This is a genomic window from Bradyrhizobium jicamae (assembly GCF_018130215.1).
GTDB classification, from domain to species: Bacteria; Pseudomonadota; Alphaproteobacteria; order Rhizobiales; family Xanthobacteraceae; genus Bradyrhizobium; species Bradyrhizobium jicamae_A.
The window spans coordinates 62960-78684 of record NZ_JAFCKQ010000027.1; the positions used below are offsets into that span (position 1 = coordinate 62960).

Annotated in this window: 16 protein-coding genes; all 16 read right to left on the reverse strand. The window is 65.2% G+C overall.

The features are described from left to right. Positions 1–43: 43 nt before the first annotated feature. Positions 44–1222: a lipid-A-disaccharide synthase gene (gene lpxB, locus JQ586_RS25445; protein ID WP_409411009.1), complete on the reverse strand. Its 1179-nt coding sequence runs from the start codon at positions 1220–1222 to the stop codon at positions 44–46. After that, the gene (locus tag JQ586_RS25450) at positions 1222–2079 is read right to left on the reverse strand and encodes an LpxI family protein (protein WP_212397354.1); all 858 of its coding nucleotides are present in this window, start codon (positions 2077–2079) and stop codon (positions 1222–1224) included. Before JQ586_RS25450 ends, lpxB begins: the two co-directional genes overlap by 1 nt. A gap of 19 nt (positions 2080–2098) precedes the next feature. Beyond that, a complete protein-coding gene (lpxA, locus tag JQ586_RS25455; RefSeq protein WP_212397355.1) occupies positions 2099–2893 on the reverse strand; it encodes an acyl-ACP--UDP-N-acetylglucosamine O-acyltransferase in 795 nt (264 codons plus the stop codon). Between the two features lie 153 nt (positions 2894–3046). Beyond that, positions 3047–3505, reverse strand: coding sequence for a 3-hydroxyacyl-ACP dehydratase FabZ (fabZ, locus tag JQ586_RS25460; protein ID WP_212397356.1), 459 nt, complete (start codon positions 3503–3505; stop codon positions 3047–3049). Next, a complete protein-coding gene (gene lpxD, locus JQ586_RS25465; protein ID WP_212397357.1) occupies positions 3505–4584 on the reverse strand; it encodes a UDP-3-O-(3-hydroxymyristoyl)glucosamine N-acyltransferase in 1080 nt (359 codons plus the stop codon). Before lpxD ends, fabZ begins: the two co-directional genes overlap by 1 nt. Before the next feature lie 32 nt (positions 4585–4616). Continuing rightward, entirely contained in the window at positions 4617–7184 is a 2568-nt protein-coding gene (gene bamA, locus JQ586_RS25470; RefSeq protein WP_212397358.1) for an outer membrane protein assembly factor BamA, read from the reverse strand. A gap of 174 nt (positions 7185–7358) precedes the next feature. Beyond that, positions 7359–8510: an RIP metalloprotease RseP gene (rseP, locus tag JQ586_RS25475; protein ID WP_212397359.1), complete on the reverse strand. Its 1152-nt coding sequence runs from the start codon at positions 8508–8510 to the stop codon at positions 7359–7361. Positions 8511–8553: 43 nt separating this feature from the next. After that, on the reverse strand, positions 8554–9777 hold the full coding sequence (gene dxr / locus JQ586_RS25480) for a 1-deoxy-D-xylulose-5-phosphate reductoisomerase (RefSeq protein ID WP_212397360.1): 1224 nt from the start codon (positions 9775–9777) through the stop codon (positions 8554–8556). Positions 9778–9781: 4 nt separating this feature from the next. Continuing rightward, positions 9782–10630: a phosphatidate cytidylyltransferase gene (locus tag JQ586_RS25485; protein ID WP_212397361.1), complete on the reverse strand. Its 849-nt coding sequence runs from the start codon at positions 10628–10630 to the stop codon at positions 9782–9784. After that, entirely contained in the window at positions 10627–11385 is a 759-nt protein-coding gene (locus tag JQ586_RS25490) for an isoprenyl transferase (RefSeq protein WP_212397362.1), read from the reverse strand. The genes JQ586_RS25485 and JQ586_RS25490 overlap by 4 nt, the downstream gene beginning before the upstream one ends. A gap of 78 nt (positions 11386–11463) precedes the next feature. After that, the gene (gene frr / locus JQ586_RS25495) at positions 11464–12027 is read right to left on the reverse strand and encodes a ribosome recycling factor (RefSeq protein ID WP_212397363.1); all 564 of its coding nucleotides are present in this window, start codon (positions 12025–12027) and stop codon (positions 11464–11466) included. 50 nt (positions 12028–12077) lie between these two features. Continuing rightward, positions 12078–12794 (reverse strand): UMP kinase, encoded by a 717-nt coding sequence (gene pyrH / locus JQ586_RS25500; RefSeq protein ID WP_212397364.1) that lies wholly within the window; start codon positions 12792–12794, stop codon positions 12078–12080. A 69-nt stretch (positions 12795–12863) separates the two neighbouring features. Continuing rightward, positions 12864–13787: a translation elongation factor Ts gene (gene tsf / locus JQ586_RS25505; protein ID WP_212397365.1), complete on the reverse strand. Its 924-nt coding sequence runs from the start codon at positions 13785–13787 to the stop codon at positions 12864–12866. Between the two features lie 123 nt (positions 13788–13910). Continuing rightward, the gene (locus JQ586_RS25510; protein WP_212397366.1) at positions 13911–14903 is read right to left on the reverse strand and encodes a 30S ribosomal protein S2; all 993 of its coding nucleotides are present in this window, start codon (positions 14901–14903) and stop codon (positions 13911–13913) included. A 236-nt stretch (positions 14904–15139) separates the two neighbouring features. Further along, positions 15140–15277, reverse strand: coding sequence for a hypothetical protein (locus tag JQ586_RS40655; protein WP_249148100.1), 138 nt, complete (start codon positions 15275–15277; stop codon positions 15140–15142). A 2-nt stretch (positions 15278–15279) separates the two neighbouring features. Then, the gene (locus JQ586_RS25515; RefSeq protein ID WP_312017022.1) at positions 15280–15627 is read right to left on the reverse strand and encodes a DUF2846 domain-containing protein; all 348 of its coding nucleotides are present in this window, start codon (positions 15625–15627) and stop codon (positions 15280–15282) included. Positions 15628–15725: the final 98 nt, after the last annotated feature.

Sequence of the window (15725 nt, forward strand, 5' to 3'; positions counted from 1 at the left end):
GGCGCCGTTTTCTTTTGCCGCGCGCGGACGGACGAGGCGTTCGCTAAGCCGGCCTTCGCTCCATCGTCGCGAGCACGATATCGGCGGCGCGGACGCTCGGCGGCTGATCGCCGGTCGACATTTTCGCGTCCAGCGTTGCAAACGCGACCAGCTGCCGCAGCCGCTCGGGCGAATCCACCAGCACTTCGGCAAGCGCCTGCGCGAGATTCTCCGGGGTGCAGTTTTCCTGCAGGAACTCCGGGATGATATCGCTGCCGATCACGAGATTGGCGAGGATCACCGACGACACCCGGATCGCACGCCGCAGGATGAATGCTTCGGCGGCGCCAACGCGATAGGCGGTCACCATCGGAATGCCTGACAGCGCGAGCTCCAGCGTCACCGTGCCGGACTTCGCCAACGCCGCGCGCGCGCGACGGAACGCAGCACGCTTCTCGATTTCGCCGATCGCGATCCTGGGCACGACCGGCCAGTCCGCGACGCCCTCCCGCACCATGCTCTCGAGATGGGGCATGGTCGGAAGCACGAGCTCGAAGGTCATCTGCTTGTCGAGTTGGACGAGCGCGGCGCCGAACAGCGCCAGATGATGCTTGATCTCGCTGCGCCGGCTTCCCGGCAACACCAGCAGGAGCGGAGGGGTCGCATCGCGCCGGGCCTGCTCCCGCGCATTCGGCCGCAGCGAAGCCAGCTGCTCGGTCAGGGGATGGCCGACATAGCTGCATGGCGGGCCACCCAGCTTCTGATATTCCTCCGGCTCGAACGGGAGCAGCGCCAGCACGTGATCGACATAGCTTCGCATCGCCCGTGCCCTTCCCGGCCGCCACGCCCAGACCGAGGGCGACACGTAGTCCACGATCGGGATGGCGGGATTGCGCGCACGGACGCGGCGCGCGACGCGATGGGTGAAATCCGGGCTGTCGATGATGACAAGCATGTCGGGCGGATCATCGAGCACAGCATCCGCCGTGCGGCGGATCAATTGCAGGATCTTCGGCAATTGCTTCACGACCGCGGCAAAGCCCATGATCGAGAGCTCTTCGATCGGAAACAGCGGGTCGATCCCCTCGCGGGTCATGGCGCGGCCGCCGACGCCGGAGAACTTCACGGCATCGCCGAGCCGTTGGCGCACCACCTTCATCAGCGCAGCACCGAGCCGGTCGCCGGACTCCTCGGTCGCGATGAGGAAGATCTTTCGCACCGCGCTGGGGTTGCGCGCTGGCATCAGCTGGCCAGACCGATGACGAAGAGACGCTTGGCGTCGGCGGCCTCGATCAGGGCCTGCGGCTCGGCGGCAAGCGTATTGCCGGCGATCACGGCGATGCCGGCGACGCCGGCCGCGGATGCGCCCTCAACGGTGCGCGGGCCGATGGTCGGCAGGTCGAAGCGCAGGTCCTGCCCGCTCTTCGGCGCCTTCACCAGCACGCCGCGGCCGGACTTGGCGCGGATCCGTCCCTCGGCGCGCAAGCGCGCCACGCGCGCCAGCAGCCCGTCGGTGCCTTCGATGTCCTCGACCGCAACCACGTGACCATCGATCACCACAGCAGCCTGGCCGATGTCGAACGGAGCCAGCGCCTCGAGCACGGCCCGTCCTCGCGCAATGTCGGCGAGCGCGTCGCCGTCCGGGACCGTACGCGTGATGGCTCCCTCCGGCATCAAGAGATCGGGAGCGACGTCCTTGATGCCGACCATGCGGAAACCCTGCTGCTCCAGAATGCGGCCGACGCCGGACAACAGATGATCGTCACCGCCGCGGAACGCACGCACCACATGGCCGAGCACGCGCAGCGTGCCCCAGTCGATCCGGATCTCCGACAGCGCGGGGCGCACCAGCGTGCCGATGAAGATCAGGTCGCGGCAGCCCTCGTCGCGGAACAGTTTGGTCGCGCGCCCGAGCTGGCCGACCGAGATCCAGCGATGACGGAAGCGCTGCGCCCGCGCGGGATCGCAGGCGCCGCGCAGCGCGAACAGCACCGGCGTCATGCCGCGCGCAACCAGCGAATCCGCGACTGCAAACGGCATGGCGCCGCCGCCGGCGATCACGCCGACCGGAGATGAAATCGAAGGAGCCGCTGACGTCATGCTGGCGGCGATCCACTTGTCAGTGCGTGTTGGCGGGAAGGCACAGCGCGCGGTGCTTGCCGCCGTCGATGAAGGCAAGGATCTCCGCGATCGCAGCATCCTCGCCGGCAAGCGGCTGCGCGGCGGCGAGCCGCTCGGCGAAGATGCCCGGGCCGTGGAACAGCTTCTGATAGAACGCGCGCACGGTCGCCAGCCGCTGCTTGGTGAACTGGCGGCGCTTCATGCCGATGATGTTCAACCCCTCCAGCACGGCATACTGACCATTGGCGAGACCGAACGGGATCACGTCGCCGCGCACGCCGCAGACGCCGCCGATCATCACCTGCGGGCCGATCCGGGTGAACTGATGCACTGCGGACAGCCCGCCGATGTAGACGAAGTCGCCGATCTCGCAGTGGCCGCCGAGCGTTGCCGAGGTCGCGAAGATCACGTTGTTGCCGACCACGCAATCGTGGCCGACATGGCTGTTGTTCATGAAGAAACCGCGATCGCCGACCCGCGTCAGCCCGCCGCCCTTGACGGTGCCGACGTTCATGGTGACACCCTCGCGGATGGTGCAGGCCTCACCGATCTCGAGCCGGGTCGGCTCGCCGCGGTAGCTGAGATCCTGCGGCGGGCCGCCGAGCGCAGCGAATGGCGAGATGACGCAGCCGGCGCCGATCCTGGTGTGCCCGCTGACCGTGACATGCGCGGTCAGCTTGCAGTTCTCGCCGATCACGACATCGGGTCCGATGATGCAGTACGGACCGATCTCGGTGCCGGCTCCGATCACGGCGCCATCCGCAATCCGCGCGGTGGGATCGATCATGCTCATAAGGGTACGGGTCCGGGATTCACTAACGGCGCCGAGGCGCTAAACTGTCTGGGTTTTCCGGTCGTTAGCGCGACTTTGCCCGGCCTGTCCAGTGACGTATCCTAACGTCATATTGCAATGCAAAGACCGCGTCGAATGCAATGATCGCACGGCTCAATCCGTCAGCATTGCGCCGACATCGGCCTCGGCGACAACCTGCCCATCGACCTTGGCATCGCCGTGAAACCACCACATCGTCTTGCGTCGGCCGATCGAGCGCATGTGGTACTCGATGGTGTCGCCGGGCAGCACGGGCTTCCTGAACTTGCACTTGTCGATGGTGAGGAAGTACACCGCGCGCGGTTTCTCGGTGCCTTCGACCGACTTGATGCCGATCACGCCCGCGGTCTGCGCCATCGCCTCGATCATCATGACGCCGGGATAGACCGGCCGCTCCGGGAAATGTCCCTGGAAAGCCGGCTCGTTGAAGGTGACGTTCTTGATGCCGATGCCGCTGTAGTCGGCGCGGATCCTGACGACCCGATCGATCAGCAGCATCGGAAAGCGGTGCGGCAGCGTCTTCAGGATATCGTTGATATCCACGAGCTCGAACCTGACCGGCGACTCCTCCATCACTCCTGCCCCTCACCCTTGGACTCACCCTTGGCCTCCGCGGCGTTATCGCGCACCAGGCGCTCCACCGCGATGATCTCCCTGAACCACTGCTTGGTCGGCTTGGCGAAATGCCCGCCCCAGCGGCCGTTCGGCGGAACGTCGTCCTTGACCGCGCTCATGGCCGTGATCTGGGCGCCGTCGCCGATGGTGAGGTGGTTGTTGATTCCCACCTTGGCGCCGAGCGCGACATTGTCGCCGATCGTCAGGCTGCCCGCGAGCCCGATCTGGGCCGCGAGCAGGCAATGGCGGCCGATGGTCACATTGTGGCCGATCTGGACCTGGTTGTCGATTTTGGTGCCCTCGCCAATCATGGTGTCGCGTAACGAGCCGCGATCGATCGTGGAGCCGGAACCGACCTCGACATTGTTCTGGATCAGCACACGCCCGGTCTGCGGCACCTTGATGTGCCCCTCCGAGCTGAAGAAGATGAAGCCATAGCCGTCCTGACCGATGTTGCAGCCGGGGTGGATCAGCACGTTGTTGCCGATCAGGGCGAACTGGATCGTCGTCTTGGCGCCGACATTGCAGTCACGGCCGATCTTGACGTCGGCGCCGATCACGGCACCGGCCCCGATGATGGTGCCGGAGCCGATCTCGACGCGGGGACCGATCACGGCCAGCGGATCGACGATGACGCCGTCCTCGAGCTGGGCTGTGGGATCGATGATCGCCGACGGCGCGATGCCCTCGGTCCCGAACCATGATTGCGGCCGTAGCGAGTCGGCGTGCCACTCCCGCGCGATCTGGACGAAGGCGTGGAACGGCTTTGCGGCACGCAGCACCGCTACACCCTTCGGCACCTGCGCCTCGAAGCGCGGGCTGACCAGGCACGCGCCGGCCCTCGTCGCGGCGAGCTGGTCGGCGTATTTGAGGTTGTCAAAGAAGGCGAGATGCATCGGACCGGCCTCGTCGAGCGAAGCCAGCCCCCTGATCTGCTGCGCACCCCTTTCGGGGTCGACCAAATGCGCCTTCGTCAGCGCGGCGATCTCAGCCAGCGTTGACGAAGGGGGACTCTTGTAGAAGATCGGCTGCGCCATTCCATCCGTCGCAGTCCGGCCGACAAACGATCTTAGAACGTTGTACCGCCGCCAAACCTGAATTCCTGCACGCGGTCATACGCACCCTTGGTGAGCGGGACAGCGTAGTCGAAGCGCAGCGGACCGAACGGCGACTGCCAGATCAGGCCGACACCGACCGAGGTACGGATGACCTTGCTGTCGTCATACTGCAAGCCAAGGCAGGTTCCCGGAGACGGCGGGTTCTGCGTCGGTGGCTTACAGCCGGGCGTGTTGACTTCACCGGTCGCCGCCCACGAGGTCGGCCCCTGGTAGTCGTACAGGCCGCCGGCGTCAGCATAGACCGCGCCCTTGAGGCCAACTTCCTTCGGCAGGAACCAGAACGGCATCTGCAGTTCCGCAGACAGGCCCCAGTACTTGGTGCCGCCGATCGCATCCTGCGTTCCGTAGGGGTTGATGTCACGCGGACCAATGCCGTTCGGCGCAAAGCCGCGCACCAGGTTCGGGCCCATCTGGAAGTGATCGAGCATGCGCAGCTCGTCGCTGCCGTACTTGTTGAGGATGCCGCCCTGGCCGTGGATCACGCCGACGATGTCCGCAACCAGCGGGGTGTAGTACTTCAAATCGGCCGTGGTCTTGATGTAGCTGACGTCGCCGCCGACACCCGCGAAGTCCTGCTTGAAGTCGATATTGAGGCCGTCGGTCGGGTTCTTGTTGTTGTCGAGGGTGTTGTAGTTCAGCGTGTAGCCGAGCGCCGAGGTCAGCGACGCGCCGTTCGCCAGTTCCTTGCGGACCGGCAGCGATGCCTCGCCGTCGGAATAGCACCACAGGCCCTGAGCGCTGGTGTCGGTCGCGGTCTGGCCGTTCAGCGTCTGGGTGCTGCCTGCAGCATACCCGTTCAGGGCCGCGAAGGCCGGGGTCGGGTTGAACGCCAGCAGGCTGTTGCTCGTGTTGTTGTTACAATTCGCCAGCGTCGAGGGCAGCGTGATTTCCTGCTGATAGATCGAGTAGCGCAGTTGCAGCGACAGGTCTTCACGCAGCTGGAAGCCGAGCCGCGGGCTGAAGCCCAGCGTCTTGGTGCCGTACGAGATGTAGCTGTTGGACAGTTGCTGGCGCTGGTAGAAATCGAGGCCGAGCGCGATGCGGTAGTCGAGCAGATAGGGCTCGACAAAGGACAGCGAATAGCCGCGCGCGTACTGGCCGTAGGTCACCGCCGCCTTCGCGAACAGGCCTCGCCCGAGCAGGTTGCGCTCGGAGATGCTGACCTCGGCCAGCGCGCCGTCGGTGGTCGAGTAACCGCCCGAGACCGAGAAGTCGCCGGTGGATTTCTCCTCGAGATCCACGACCAGGATCACGCGATCGCTGGAAGAGCCGGGCTCGGTGGTGATCTTGACCGTCTTGAAGAAGTCGAGGTTCTTCAGCCGGCGCTCGGCGCGGTCGACCAGCGCGCGGTTGTAGGCGTCGCCTTCCGAAATGTCGAACTCGCGGCGAATCACGTAGTCGCGCGTCCGGGTGTTGCCACGGATGTTGATGCGCTCGATATAGGTACGCGGTCCCTCGTCGACCGCGAAGGTGATCGACACCGTGTGATTCTCGAAATTGCGGTCACCGCGCGGCCGCACGACCGCGAAGGCGTAGCCGCGGCGCGATGCCTCGATCTGCATCTCTTCGACCGACTTCTCGAGCGCCTCGGCGTTGTAGAGCGATCCGACCCTGACGCGCGAGAACGAGCTCAGCGCATTCGGGTCGAGCGTTGCGATCGTCGACTGGTAGTTCACGGCCGCGACGCGGTACTGCTGGCCTTCCTCGATCTTGAAAGTGACCTGGAAGCCCTTCTTCTCGGGATCGTACTCGGTCAGCGCCGCCACGACCTGGACGTCGGCATAGCCGTTCTTGAGATAGAACCGGCGCAGCAGGTCTCGATCGGCCTCGACGCGGTCCGGATCGTAGACGTCATTGCCGCCGAGGAAGCTCAGCAGGTTCGATTCGCGCGTCTTGATGACGTCGCGCAGGCGCGACGCGGAATAGGCATTGTTGCCGACGAAGTCGATGGTGCGTACGCCCGTCTTCACGCCTTCATCGATCTCGAACACCAGGTCGACACGGTTGTTCGGCTGCTCGATGATCTCCGGATTGACCCGAACGTCGTAGCGGCCCGAATGGCGGTAGACCTCGACGATACGCTGCGCATCCGACTGCACCATCGGACGCGAGAACGTGCCACGCGGCTTGGACTGGACCTCGGCCGTCAGCTGCTCGTCCTTGATCTTCTTGTTGCCCTCGAAGGCGACGCGGCCGATCACCGGATTCTCGACCACGACCACTACAATCCGGCCGCCCCGCTGGTCGATATGGACGTCCTGGAACAGGCCGGTCTCGATCAGCGCCTTGAGGCCGTCATCGATCGCGGCCTGGCTCAGCCGACCGCCCGGGCCGGCGTGGAAATAGGAGCGGATGGTTTCGAGTTCGACGCGCCGGTTCCCCTCAACGGTGATCGAATCGACGGTCTGAGCGACCGCAGGCGCAGACACGGCTACGGCCGCCAGGGTGGCAGCCACCGGCGCGGCGAACATGACCAAGGCGGCGAACAAGCCCCCCCTCACTCGCATTCCAAACATCATGCGCAACGCGCCCTTATCCTTCCGTGCCGGGCCGTACCCCTACGACCCGACAGATTCCCAACCTGCTGCACAGCTTGTAGCCAACTTTGCCATGGGGGCAAACTTACTACCGCGGTGCAATTCCATTTTCGTTCCAAGACGTTGCCCAAGAGCAACGCCACAAAAAAGCCTACTTCAGGACGCCGCCAGATGCAGGATGTCGTTGTAGGTCGCAAACACCATCAACATCAGCACCAAACCCAGCCCGATTCGGAAGCCCATTTCTTGCGCCCGCTCGGATAATGGACGGCCGCGGATGGCCTCGACCGCATAGAACAGCAGGTGCCCGCCATCGAGCAGCGGAACCGGGAACAGGTTCAGGAGGCCGATCGAGATGGAAAGCACCGCCGCCAGGTGAATCAGGGCCGCCATGCCGATCGTGGCGACCTGCCCTGAGATCTGGGCGATTCGCAGCGGCCCCCCGACCTGGTCCGCGGCCTCACGCCCGGTGAAGATGCCGCCGATATAGGCGATCGTCCGGTCGATCACGAACCAGGTTTCCTTGACGCCCAGCCAGAGCGCGGTGGCGGGATCGACCCGCTCGGTGACGGCGTCGCCGGGTGCGGTCGCCCGGGTGATACCGAGCACACCCAGCCGATGGGAGTTGCCGAAGGGGTCCTTGACCTCGCGCAGCTCGGGCGTGCCGTGCAGCTGCACGGTCGAATCGCCGCGCTTGACCGTGAAGGCGAGCGTGTCGCCGGCGTGGATGCTGACGATCCGCTGCATGTCCGAGAAGCTGCCGATCGTGGTTCCGTCGATCGCGGTCACGACGTCGCCGACCTGGAACCCGGCCGCCGCGGCGGCGCTGTTGGCCTCGACCTTGTCGACGCGCGCGGTCGTGCTCGGCTTGCCGAAGAATGTGAACAGGCAGGTGAAGATCACGATCGCCAGCAGGAAATTCGCAAACGGGCCGGCCGCGACGATCGCCGCGCGCCTGCCGACCGACTTGTGGTGGAAGCTGCCGGCGCGCTCCTCCGCGGTCATTGCCGCCAGCGTCTCCATCGCCGGCGTTGACGCCTCGGTGTCGTCGCCGAAGAACTTCACGTAACCGCCGAGCGGAATCGCCGAGATCTTCCAGCGGGTGCCGTGCCGGTCGTTGAAGCCGGCGAGCTCGGGTCCGAAGCCGAGCGAGAAGGTCAGCACCTTCACACCGACCCAGCGCGCGACCATGAAGTGGCCGAGCTCGTGAAAGAAGACAACAATCGTCAGAACGAACAGGAAGGGAATGATGTAGCCGATGAACCCATGGCTCAACGTATTGAAACTATGCAGAAAAAACTCTGACATCCGATTTCCCTCGACAAGAGCCAGAGGCTCCGTCCCCAACCCTCTAGGTTGCCTTTAAGGCAATTTGAGGCAATAGGGCGGCAGCTCTATTTCGCGCGTTATGGTCAACGGAAATCGCCTCGTCCGCCGAATCCAGCGGTGCCAGATTCCCTGACCGCAGCCAATCATCGATCGTCGCCTCGACGAGGCGCGCGATCGCACCAAACCTGATCTTGCCGGCGATGAACGCGGCGACCGCGATCTCGTTGGCGGCGTTGAAGACCGTGGTCGCGCCATTTCCGGTCCGCAGCGCCTCGTAGGCCAGCCGCAGTCCCGGAAAGCGCCCGTAGTCCGGTGCCTCGAAGGTCAGCTGCCCGATCTTGGCGAGATCGAGCTTCACCGACGGGCCGACGATGCGGTCGGGCCAGCCCAGGCAATGCGCGATCGGGATGCGCATGTCGGGCGTGCCGAGCTGCGCCACCACCGAGCGGTCGGAGAACTCGACCATGCCATGGACGATCGACTGCGGATGCACCAGCACATCGATCTCGTCGGGCGACAGCGCAAACAGATAGGACGCCTCGATCACCTCGAGGCCCTTGTTCATCATCGAGGCGGAATCGATCGTGATCTTCTGCCCCATGCTCCAGTTGGGATGCTTCAGCGCCTGTTCCAGCGTCGCCTGCTCGATATCGGCCGGAGCCCAGGTCCGGAACGGCCCGCCGGACGCCGTGATGATCACCCGCTCCAGCTCCTCACGGTTGCCGGAGCTGAGCGCCTGGAACAGTGCATTATGCTCGGAATCCGCCGGCAGGATGCAGGCGCCCGCCCTTGCCGCGCGCTCCATGAAGAAATCGCCGGCGCAGACCAGGCACTCCTTGTTGGCCAGCGCCACGGTTGCGCCGCGATCGACCGCGGCAAGCGCGGGCTTCAAGCCCGCTGCGCCGCTCACCGCCGCCATCACCCAGTCCGCCGGCCGCGCCGCGGCCTCGATGATCGCGCTCTCCCCGGCCCCGCATTCGATGCGCGTCCCGGCCAGCGCGTCCTTCAGCTCGGACAGCCGGGCCGGATCGGCGATTGCGGCAAATCGCGCGCCGAACTCCCTCGCGAGCCCGGCGAGCGCCTGAACGTTGCTGTTGGCAGTCAGCGCCTCGACCCTGTAGCGGTCGCGCGCACCGCGCAGCAGGTCCATGGTGCTGTCGCCGATCGAGCCGGTGGCACCCAGGACAGTCACCGACCGCACGGCGGATGCCGCGGCCTTGTTGTTACGCAACGGAACTGCGCTCATCTCCTCACCAAACCATAAGACCGCGCCCGACGCCATCGGCACCGCCGCGGAGAAAGCCGAAAATCGCCGCGACAATGACGGCTGCAACAAATCCGTCCAGGCGGTCCAGAAGGCCGCCATGGCCGGGGATGATGTGGCTCGAATCCTTCACGCCGAACCGTCGCTTGACGGCGGATTCGAAGAGATCGCCGAGCTGCGACACCACCGAAAGCACGGCTCCGAGCACCAGCAGCGGCCCGGTCGTGCCAATCTCGAAAGCGGCAAAGCCTGCCGCCACGAGCATGCTCGCCACGAAGCCGCCGATCGCGCCGGCCCAGGTCTTCTTCGGACTAACGCGCACCCACAGCTTTGGTCCCCCGATGCTGCGGCCGGCAAAATAACCGCCGATATCCGTGACCCAGACCACCAGCAACACGAACATCAGCGCGGCAAACCCCTTCACCGCATCGAGCCGCACCAGGACCGACGCGATTTCGGCGGCCGCCGCGTAGAGCAATCCTGCCGCTGCCCAGCCGCGCCGTTCCCCCGACAACAACGCAAGTGCAATAACGCCGACGGCAAGTACGATCAGCGCGGCATCGATCCGGCCGGTCATGATGCAGAGGCCGGCGATGAGCAGCACCGCGATGCCCGGCGTCACGACGCGGATCTCGCGGGCAAGGCCGGTGATCATCAGCCATTCCAGGAACAGGCCGATCGCGGCGAGCGTCACCAGGACGGCCCAGGCGATTCCGCCGGCATAGGCCAGCGCGATGGCGATCGGTGCCAGCACGATTGCCGCGGCCACGCGCGCCACGAGATTGCGCTGGTCCTGCCCGCTTGCTGCCGCCGGTGCGGCTTCGCCCTCGGTCACGAGCCGGTTTTCGCAGCAAGGCCGCCGAAACGACGCTCGCGCCGGCCGTATTCCGCGATCGCGCCTTCCAGCGCCGCCTTGTCGAAATCGGGCCAATGCATCGGCACGAACACGAGTTCGCTATAGGCGGCCTGCCACATCAGGAAATTCGACAGGCGCTGCTCGCCGCTGGTGCGGATGATCAGATCGGGATCAGGAATATCAGGAGCATCGAGATACTGCCCGAGCGTGTCGGCATCGATCGAGCCGGCGTCACGCTTGCCCTCGGCGACCTCGTGCGCGAGACGGCGGGCCGCCGCGGCGATCTCCGCCCGCGAGCCGTAATTGAAGGCGACGACGAGGTTGAGCTTGGTGTTTGCCCTGGTCAGCTCCTCGGCCTCGTTGAGCAGCGCGCAGATATCGGCATCCAGCCCCTCGCGCTCGCCGATCACCCGCACCCTCACGCCGTCGCGGTGCAGCGCCGCCAGGTCATTGCGGATGAAGCGGCGCAACAGGCCGAACAGATCGCCGATCTCGGTCGCAGGCCGCGACCAGTTCTCCGAGCTGAACGAGAAGATCGTCAGATAGAGGATGCCGAGCTCATGGGCCGCCCGCACAACGCGGCGCAGCGCCTCGACACCACGGCGATGCCCTTCGGCCCGCGGCAGGCCGCGCGCGGCGGCCCAGCGCCCGTTGCCGTCCATGATAACAGCCACATGCAACGGATGACCGGGGCTATCCGGTCCGTCGGTTGCAGGGGCGGCGGCTTTCGACATCGGCTGTTTTCCGTGGGCGCATTCAGGCGAATGGGAGACCGGTTCGCACGACGAAGACGCGTCAAACCAACACTCGCGTCAAACCGTGAGGATTTCCTTTTCCTTGGCGGCCAGCAGTTGATCGATCTCCGAGATCATTCCGTCGGTCGCCTTCTGCACATCGTTGGACAGGCGCTCCTGGTCATCCTCGGAGATCTCGTGGTTCTTCTCGAGCTTCTTGATGATGTCGAGTCCGTCGCGGCGCACATGGCGCACCGCGACCTTGGCCGCTTCCGCGTATTTGTGTGCGACCTTGACGAGTTCCTTGCGGCGCTCCTGGTTGAGCTCGGGAATGCGCAGGCGCAGCACCTGTCCTTCGGTCGCCGGCGACAGACCAAGATTGGAATCGACGATCGCCTTCTCGACGGCCTTCACCATCGACTTGTCCCAGACCTGCACCGAGAGCAGACGCGGCTCGGGCACGCTGATGGTCGCCACCTGGTTCAGCGGCATGTGCGAGCCGTAGGCTTCGACCTGGACCGGCTCCAGCATGGAGGCCGCGGCGCGGCCGGTGCGCAGACCGCCGAGCTCGTGCTTCAGCGACTGCGTGGCGCCCTGCATGCGGCGCTTCACTTCGTTGAGGTCAAAACCGGGGGTGGCCATGACGTTCTCCCTTTTCAAGAAACCGGTTGCCGGCGCCTCGGGGCGCAGCGTCAGCCGGCGACGACGGTGCCGTGTCCGGTCCCGCGCAGGATGGCTCCGATCGAACCGGGATCGGCAATCGAAAACACGATGATAGGCAGCGACGTCTCGCGGGCAAGCGCGAAAGCGGTCGCATCCATGACCTTGTAGCCGCCCTCGATCGCCTGCGAATGGGTCAGGCGGTCGAAGCGCTTGGCCTTGGGGTCCTTCTTCGGATCGGCGCTGTAGACGCCATCGACATTGGTGGCCTTCAGAACAGCCTCGGCGCCGATCTCGGCCGCGCGCAGCACCGCGGTGGTATCGGTCGTGAAGAACGGATTGCCAGTTCCACCGCCGAGCAGGACGATGCGCCCCTCGGCGAGATATTTGTGCGCTGCACTGCGGGTGAACAGCTCTGAAATCTCGGGCATCACGAACGCCGACAGCGTCCGGGCCGGAGTCCCCTTGCGCTCGATCGCCGCCTCCAGCGCGAGGCAATTCATCATGGTGGCGAGCATACCCATGGTATCGCCGGTCGGCCGCGAGACCCCGCGCGACGACACCTCGACGCCGCGGACGATGTTCCCGCCACCGATCACCACCGCCACTTCGATGCCGAGCTGGCGGGCGGCGATCAGATCTTCGGCGACGCGGTCGAGGGTGGGCTGGTCGATACCGAATGCGTGGGGGCCGGCCAGATATTCGCCGGACAACTTGATCACAACGCGACGATAAACCGGCTCAGCCATGATGCGATCGCTTCCCTGTCCCGAGCAGACGAGCGTCCGGCGCCTGCACCGGAAGCCCGACGTCAGCGGTTACTTCTTGCCGCTGGCGGCTGCGACTTCGGCGGCGAAATCGCTTTCCTGCTTCTCGATTCCCTCACCGAGAGCATAGTTCACAAAACCGGCGATCTTGATCGGAGCGCCGACCTTGCCCTCAGCTTCCTTCAACGCCTGAGCAACCGACTTGCCGCTGTCATGGATGAAGGCCTGATCCAGCAGGCAGACTTCCTTGTAGTAGGTCTTCAGGCCGGAATCGACGATCTTCTCGATGACGTTCTCCGGCTTGCCCTGCTGGCGGTATTTGTCGGCCAGCACGTCCTTCTCGCGCTTGACGGTCTGAGGATCGAGCCCGGCCGGATCGAGCGCCAGCGGCTTGGCGGCGGCCACATGCATGGCAAGCTGGCGGCCGAGCACCGCGAGCTCGTCGGTCTTGCCGGCGGACTCCAGCGCCACGATCACGCCGATCTTGCCGGCGCCCTCGATGACGGCGTTGTGGACGTAGCTCGACACCACGCCCTTGCTCACCTCGAGCGAAGCGGCGCGGCGCAGCGTCATGTTCTCGCCGATGGTCGCGATCGCATCCGAGATCGCGGTCTCGACCGTGGCATCGCCGATCTTGGAGGCCTTGATCTTCTCGACATCCGCCTCGTGATGCAGCGCGACCTGGGCGATCATCTTGACCAGGCCCTGGAACTGCTCGTTGCGCGCGACGAAATCGGTCTCCGAATTGACCTCGACCAGCACGCCCTTGGTGCCCTTGGTCAGCGCGCCGATCAGGCCCTCGGCCGCGACGCGGCCCGCCTTCTTGGCGGCCTTGGAAAGACCCTTCTTGCGCAGCCAATCCTGCGCGGCCTGCATATCGCCGTTGTTCTCGGTCAGCGCTGCCTTGCAATCCATCATGCCCGCGCCGGTCGACTCGCGGAGATCCTTGACCATCGCTGCTGTGATCGTTGCCATCGTTCAATGCCCTTCTTGCCTGTAGGAAACCGCGGCGCCCGATGGCGCCGCCGTCAGCGACAGGAAATCGTTGTTCGTGGAATAGAAGCGGCGGCCGGACAGGCCGGCCACGCCGCGCAACCTTTATTCCGCTTCGGCGAGCGTCTTGGCCTGGGCAACCCAGGCGTCGGCACGGCTCGGCAGACCGACCTCTTCGCCGATCTTGTGCGCGGTGGCGTGATCCAGCTCGGCGAGCTGCCAGTAATGGAAGACGCCGAGGTCGTTGAGCTTCTTCTCGATCGCACCGGACACGCCGGTGAGCTTCTTGAGATTGTCGGCCGTGCCGCGCGGACCGGCCAGGCCCTGGAAGCCGGACGACACGGCCGCCGGAAGCTCTTCCTGCACGGGCGCAGCAGAGGCGCCGATGTCGATGCCGGCGTCGCCCTGCGCGCGCGAGATGCCGTCGATGGCGGCGCGCGCCACGAGGTCGCAGTACAGCGAAATGGCGCGACCGGCGTCGTCATTGCCCGGCACCACATAGGTGATGCCCTTCGGGTCCGAGTTGGTGTCGACGATCGCGGCGACCGGGATGTTGAGCCGCTGGGCTTCCTGGATCGCGATGTCTTCCTTGTTGGTGTCGATCACGAAGATCATGTCGGGCAGACCGCCCATGTCCTTGATGCCACCGAGCGAACGGTCGAGCTTGTCGCGCTCGCGCTGCAGCGTCAGCCGCTCCTTCTTGGTGTAGGAATTCGCCTCGCCGGACGACAGCACGTCGTCGAGATGACGCAGGCGCTTGATCGAGCCGGAGATCGTCTTCCAGTTGGTCAGCGTGCCGCCGAGCCAGCGCGAATTGACGAAGTATTGCGCCGAACGCTTCGCCGCCTCGGCGACGCCGTCCTGCGCCGAACGCTTGGTTCCGACGAACAGGATGCGGCCGCCCTTGGCGACGGTATCGCTGACGGCCTGGAGCGCACGATGCAGCATCGGCACGGTCTGCGCGAGGTCGATGATGTGGATGTTGTTGCGGGCGCCGAAGATGTAATCCTGCATCTTCGGGTTCCAGCGGTGGGACTGGTGACCAAAGTGAACGCCAGCTTCCAAAAGCTGACGCATATTGAATTCGGGCAGCGACATAGGTTCAATTCTCCGGTTGGTTCCTCCGGAAACGTGTGAGCAGACGAGCCTGACGGCCCGGTTGCCACCGGACGGCCTTTGAGAGCCATGTTTCCGTGTGAGATGGCGCGCTATATAGCGCGATTTGCGCCAGAAGCAAGGAAATACGGCCGGATTTGCGGACGTTTTCGCGCCGTTTGGCCCGCAAATGGCCGGTTTTGCCCGAATTGGGGCCGACACGGCGCCAAGGTCGTGGCCTACTTCGCCAATTGCAATTCCGCGAGCGTCGTGCGCGCGGCCGGCTCATCCAGCGCGAAGAAGTCGGCCGGGCCCGGATTGGCGGCATTTGCGGTCGCGGCCGACGCGATCACGCCGCCGACCAGGCCCCCGACCATCGTCACCCCGCTGACGGACGCGTTGCGCTCGCTCGTATCAGAAAGAAATAGGTGCGGCCCGGCTCGGTCGTAAAATTGTAGGTGGTGTCGCCCGGAAACAGCGCTTCGCTCGCGACGAACTGGTGACGCCCGGCGGGTCGATCAACGAAAACGTAGGTCCCGATCGCCACCCTGCCGATCAGCTCGCCGTCGAGCTTGACCTCGCAGGCGCAGAACGCGCTCAATCCCGTGCGCTTCTCCTGCAGCACGACGATGCGCGAGTGCCCGGCCTTTGGCGGGCCCACCTTTTGCGCGATTGCGGCGTAGTCGGTACCGACCCCGTCACTGACACAGCCCGACAACAACAACACGACAGCCAACAAGGCCGCGCAACGCCCCAACATATCGCCCCCAGAACTCGCCCGGGATCGACCATGTCAGCGACACGATGCGGTTGCAAGGGCGCCCG

What these genes read in the sequence shown, in the direction of transcription:
- fabZ (WP_212397356.1), bottom strand. Translation starts at nt 3,505, where the DNA reads ATGGAGGAGTCGCCGGTCAGGTTCGAGCTCGTGGATATCAACGATATC.
- pyrH (WP_212397364.1), bottom strand. Translation starts at nt 12,794, where the DNA reads ATGGCTGAGCCGGTTTATCGTCGCGTTGTGATCAAGTTGTCCGGCGAA.
- rseP (WP_212397359.1), bottom strand. Translation starts at nt 8,510, where the DNA reads ATGTCAGAGTTTTTTCTGCATAGTTTCAATACGTTGAGCCATGGGTTC.
- JQ586_RS25490 (WP_212397362.1), bottom strand. Translation starts at nt 11,385, where the DNA reads ATGTCGAAAGCCGCCGCCCCTGCAACCGACGGACCGGATAGCCCCGGT.
- JQ586_RS25450 (WP_212397354.1), bottom strand. Translation starts at nt 2,079, where the DNA reads ATGACGTCAGCGGCTCCTTCGATTTCATCTCCGGTCGGCGTGATCGCC.
- lpxD (WP_212397357.1), bottom strand. Translation starts at nt 4,584, where the DNA reads ATGGCGCAGCCGATCTTCTACAAGAGTCCCCCTTCGTCAACGCTGGCT.
- bamA (WP_212397358.1), bottom strand. Translation starts at nt 7,184, where the DNA reads ATGATGTTTGGAATGCGAGTGAGGGGGGGCTTGTTCGCCGCCTTGGTC.
- lpxB (WP_409411009.1), bottom strand. Translation starts at nt 1,222, where the DNA reads ATGCCAGCGCGCAACCCCAGCGCGGTGCGAAAGATCTTCCTCATCGCG.
- JQ586_RS40655 (WP_249148100.1), bottom strand. Translation starts at nt 15,277, where the DNA reads ATGGTCGGGGGCCTGGTCGGCGGCGTGATCGCGTCGGCCGCGACCGCA.
- dxr (WP_212397360.1), bottom strand. Translation starts at nt 9,777, where the DNA reads ATGAGCGCAGTTCCGTTGCGTAACAACAAGGCCGCGGCATCCGCCGTG.
- frr (WP_212397363.1), bottom strand. Translation starts at nt 12,027, where the DNA reads ATGGCCACCCCCGGTTTTGACCTCAACGAAGTGAAGCGCCGCATGCAG.
- tsf (WP_212397365.1), bottom strand. Translation starts at nt 13,787, where the DNA reads ATGGCAACGATCACAGCAGCGATGGTCAAGGATCTCCGCGAGTCGACC.
- JQ586_RS25510 (WP_212397366.1), bottom strand. Translation starts at nt 14,903, where the DNA reads ATGTCGCTGCCCGAATTCAATATGCGTCAGCTTTTGGAAGCTGGCGTT.
- lpxA (WP_212397355.1), bottom strand. Translation starts at nt 2,893, where the DNA reads ATGAGCATGATCGATCCCACCGCGCGGATTGCGGATGGCGCCGTGATC.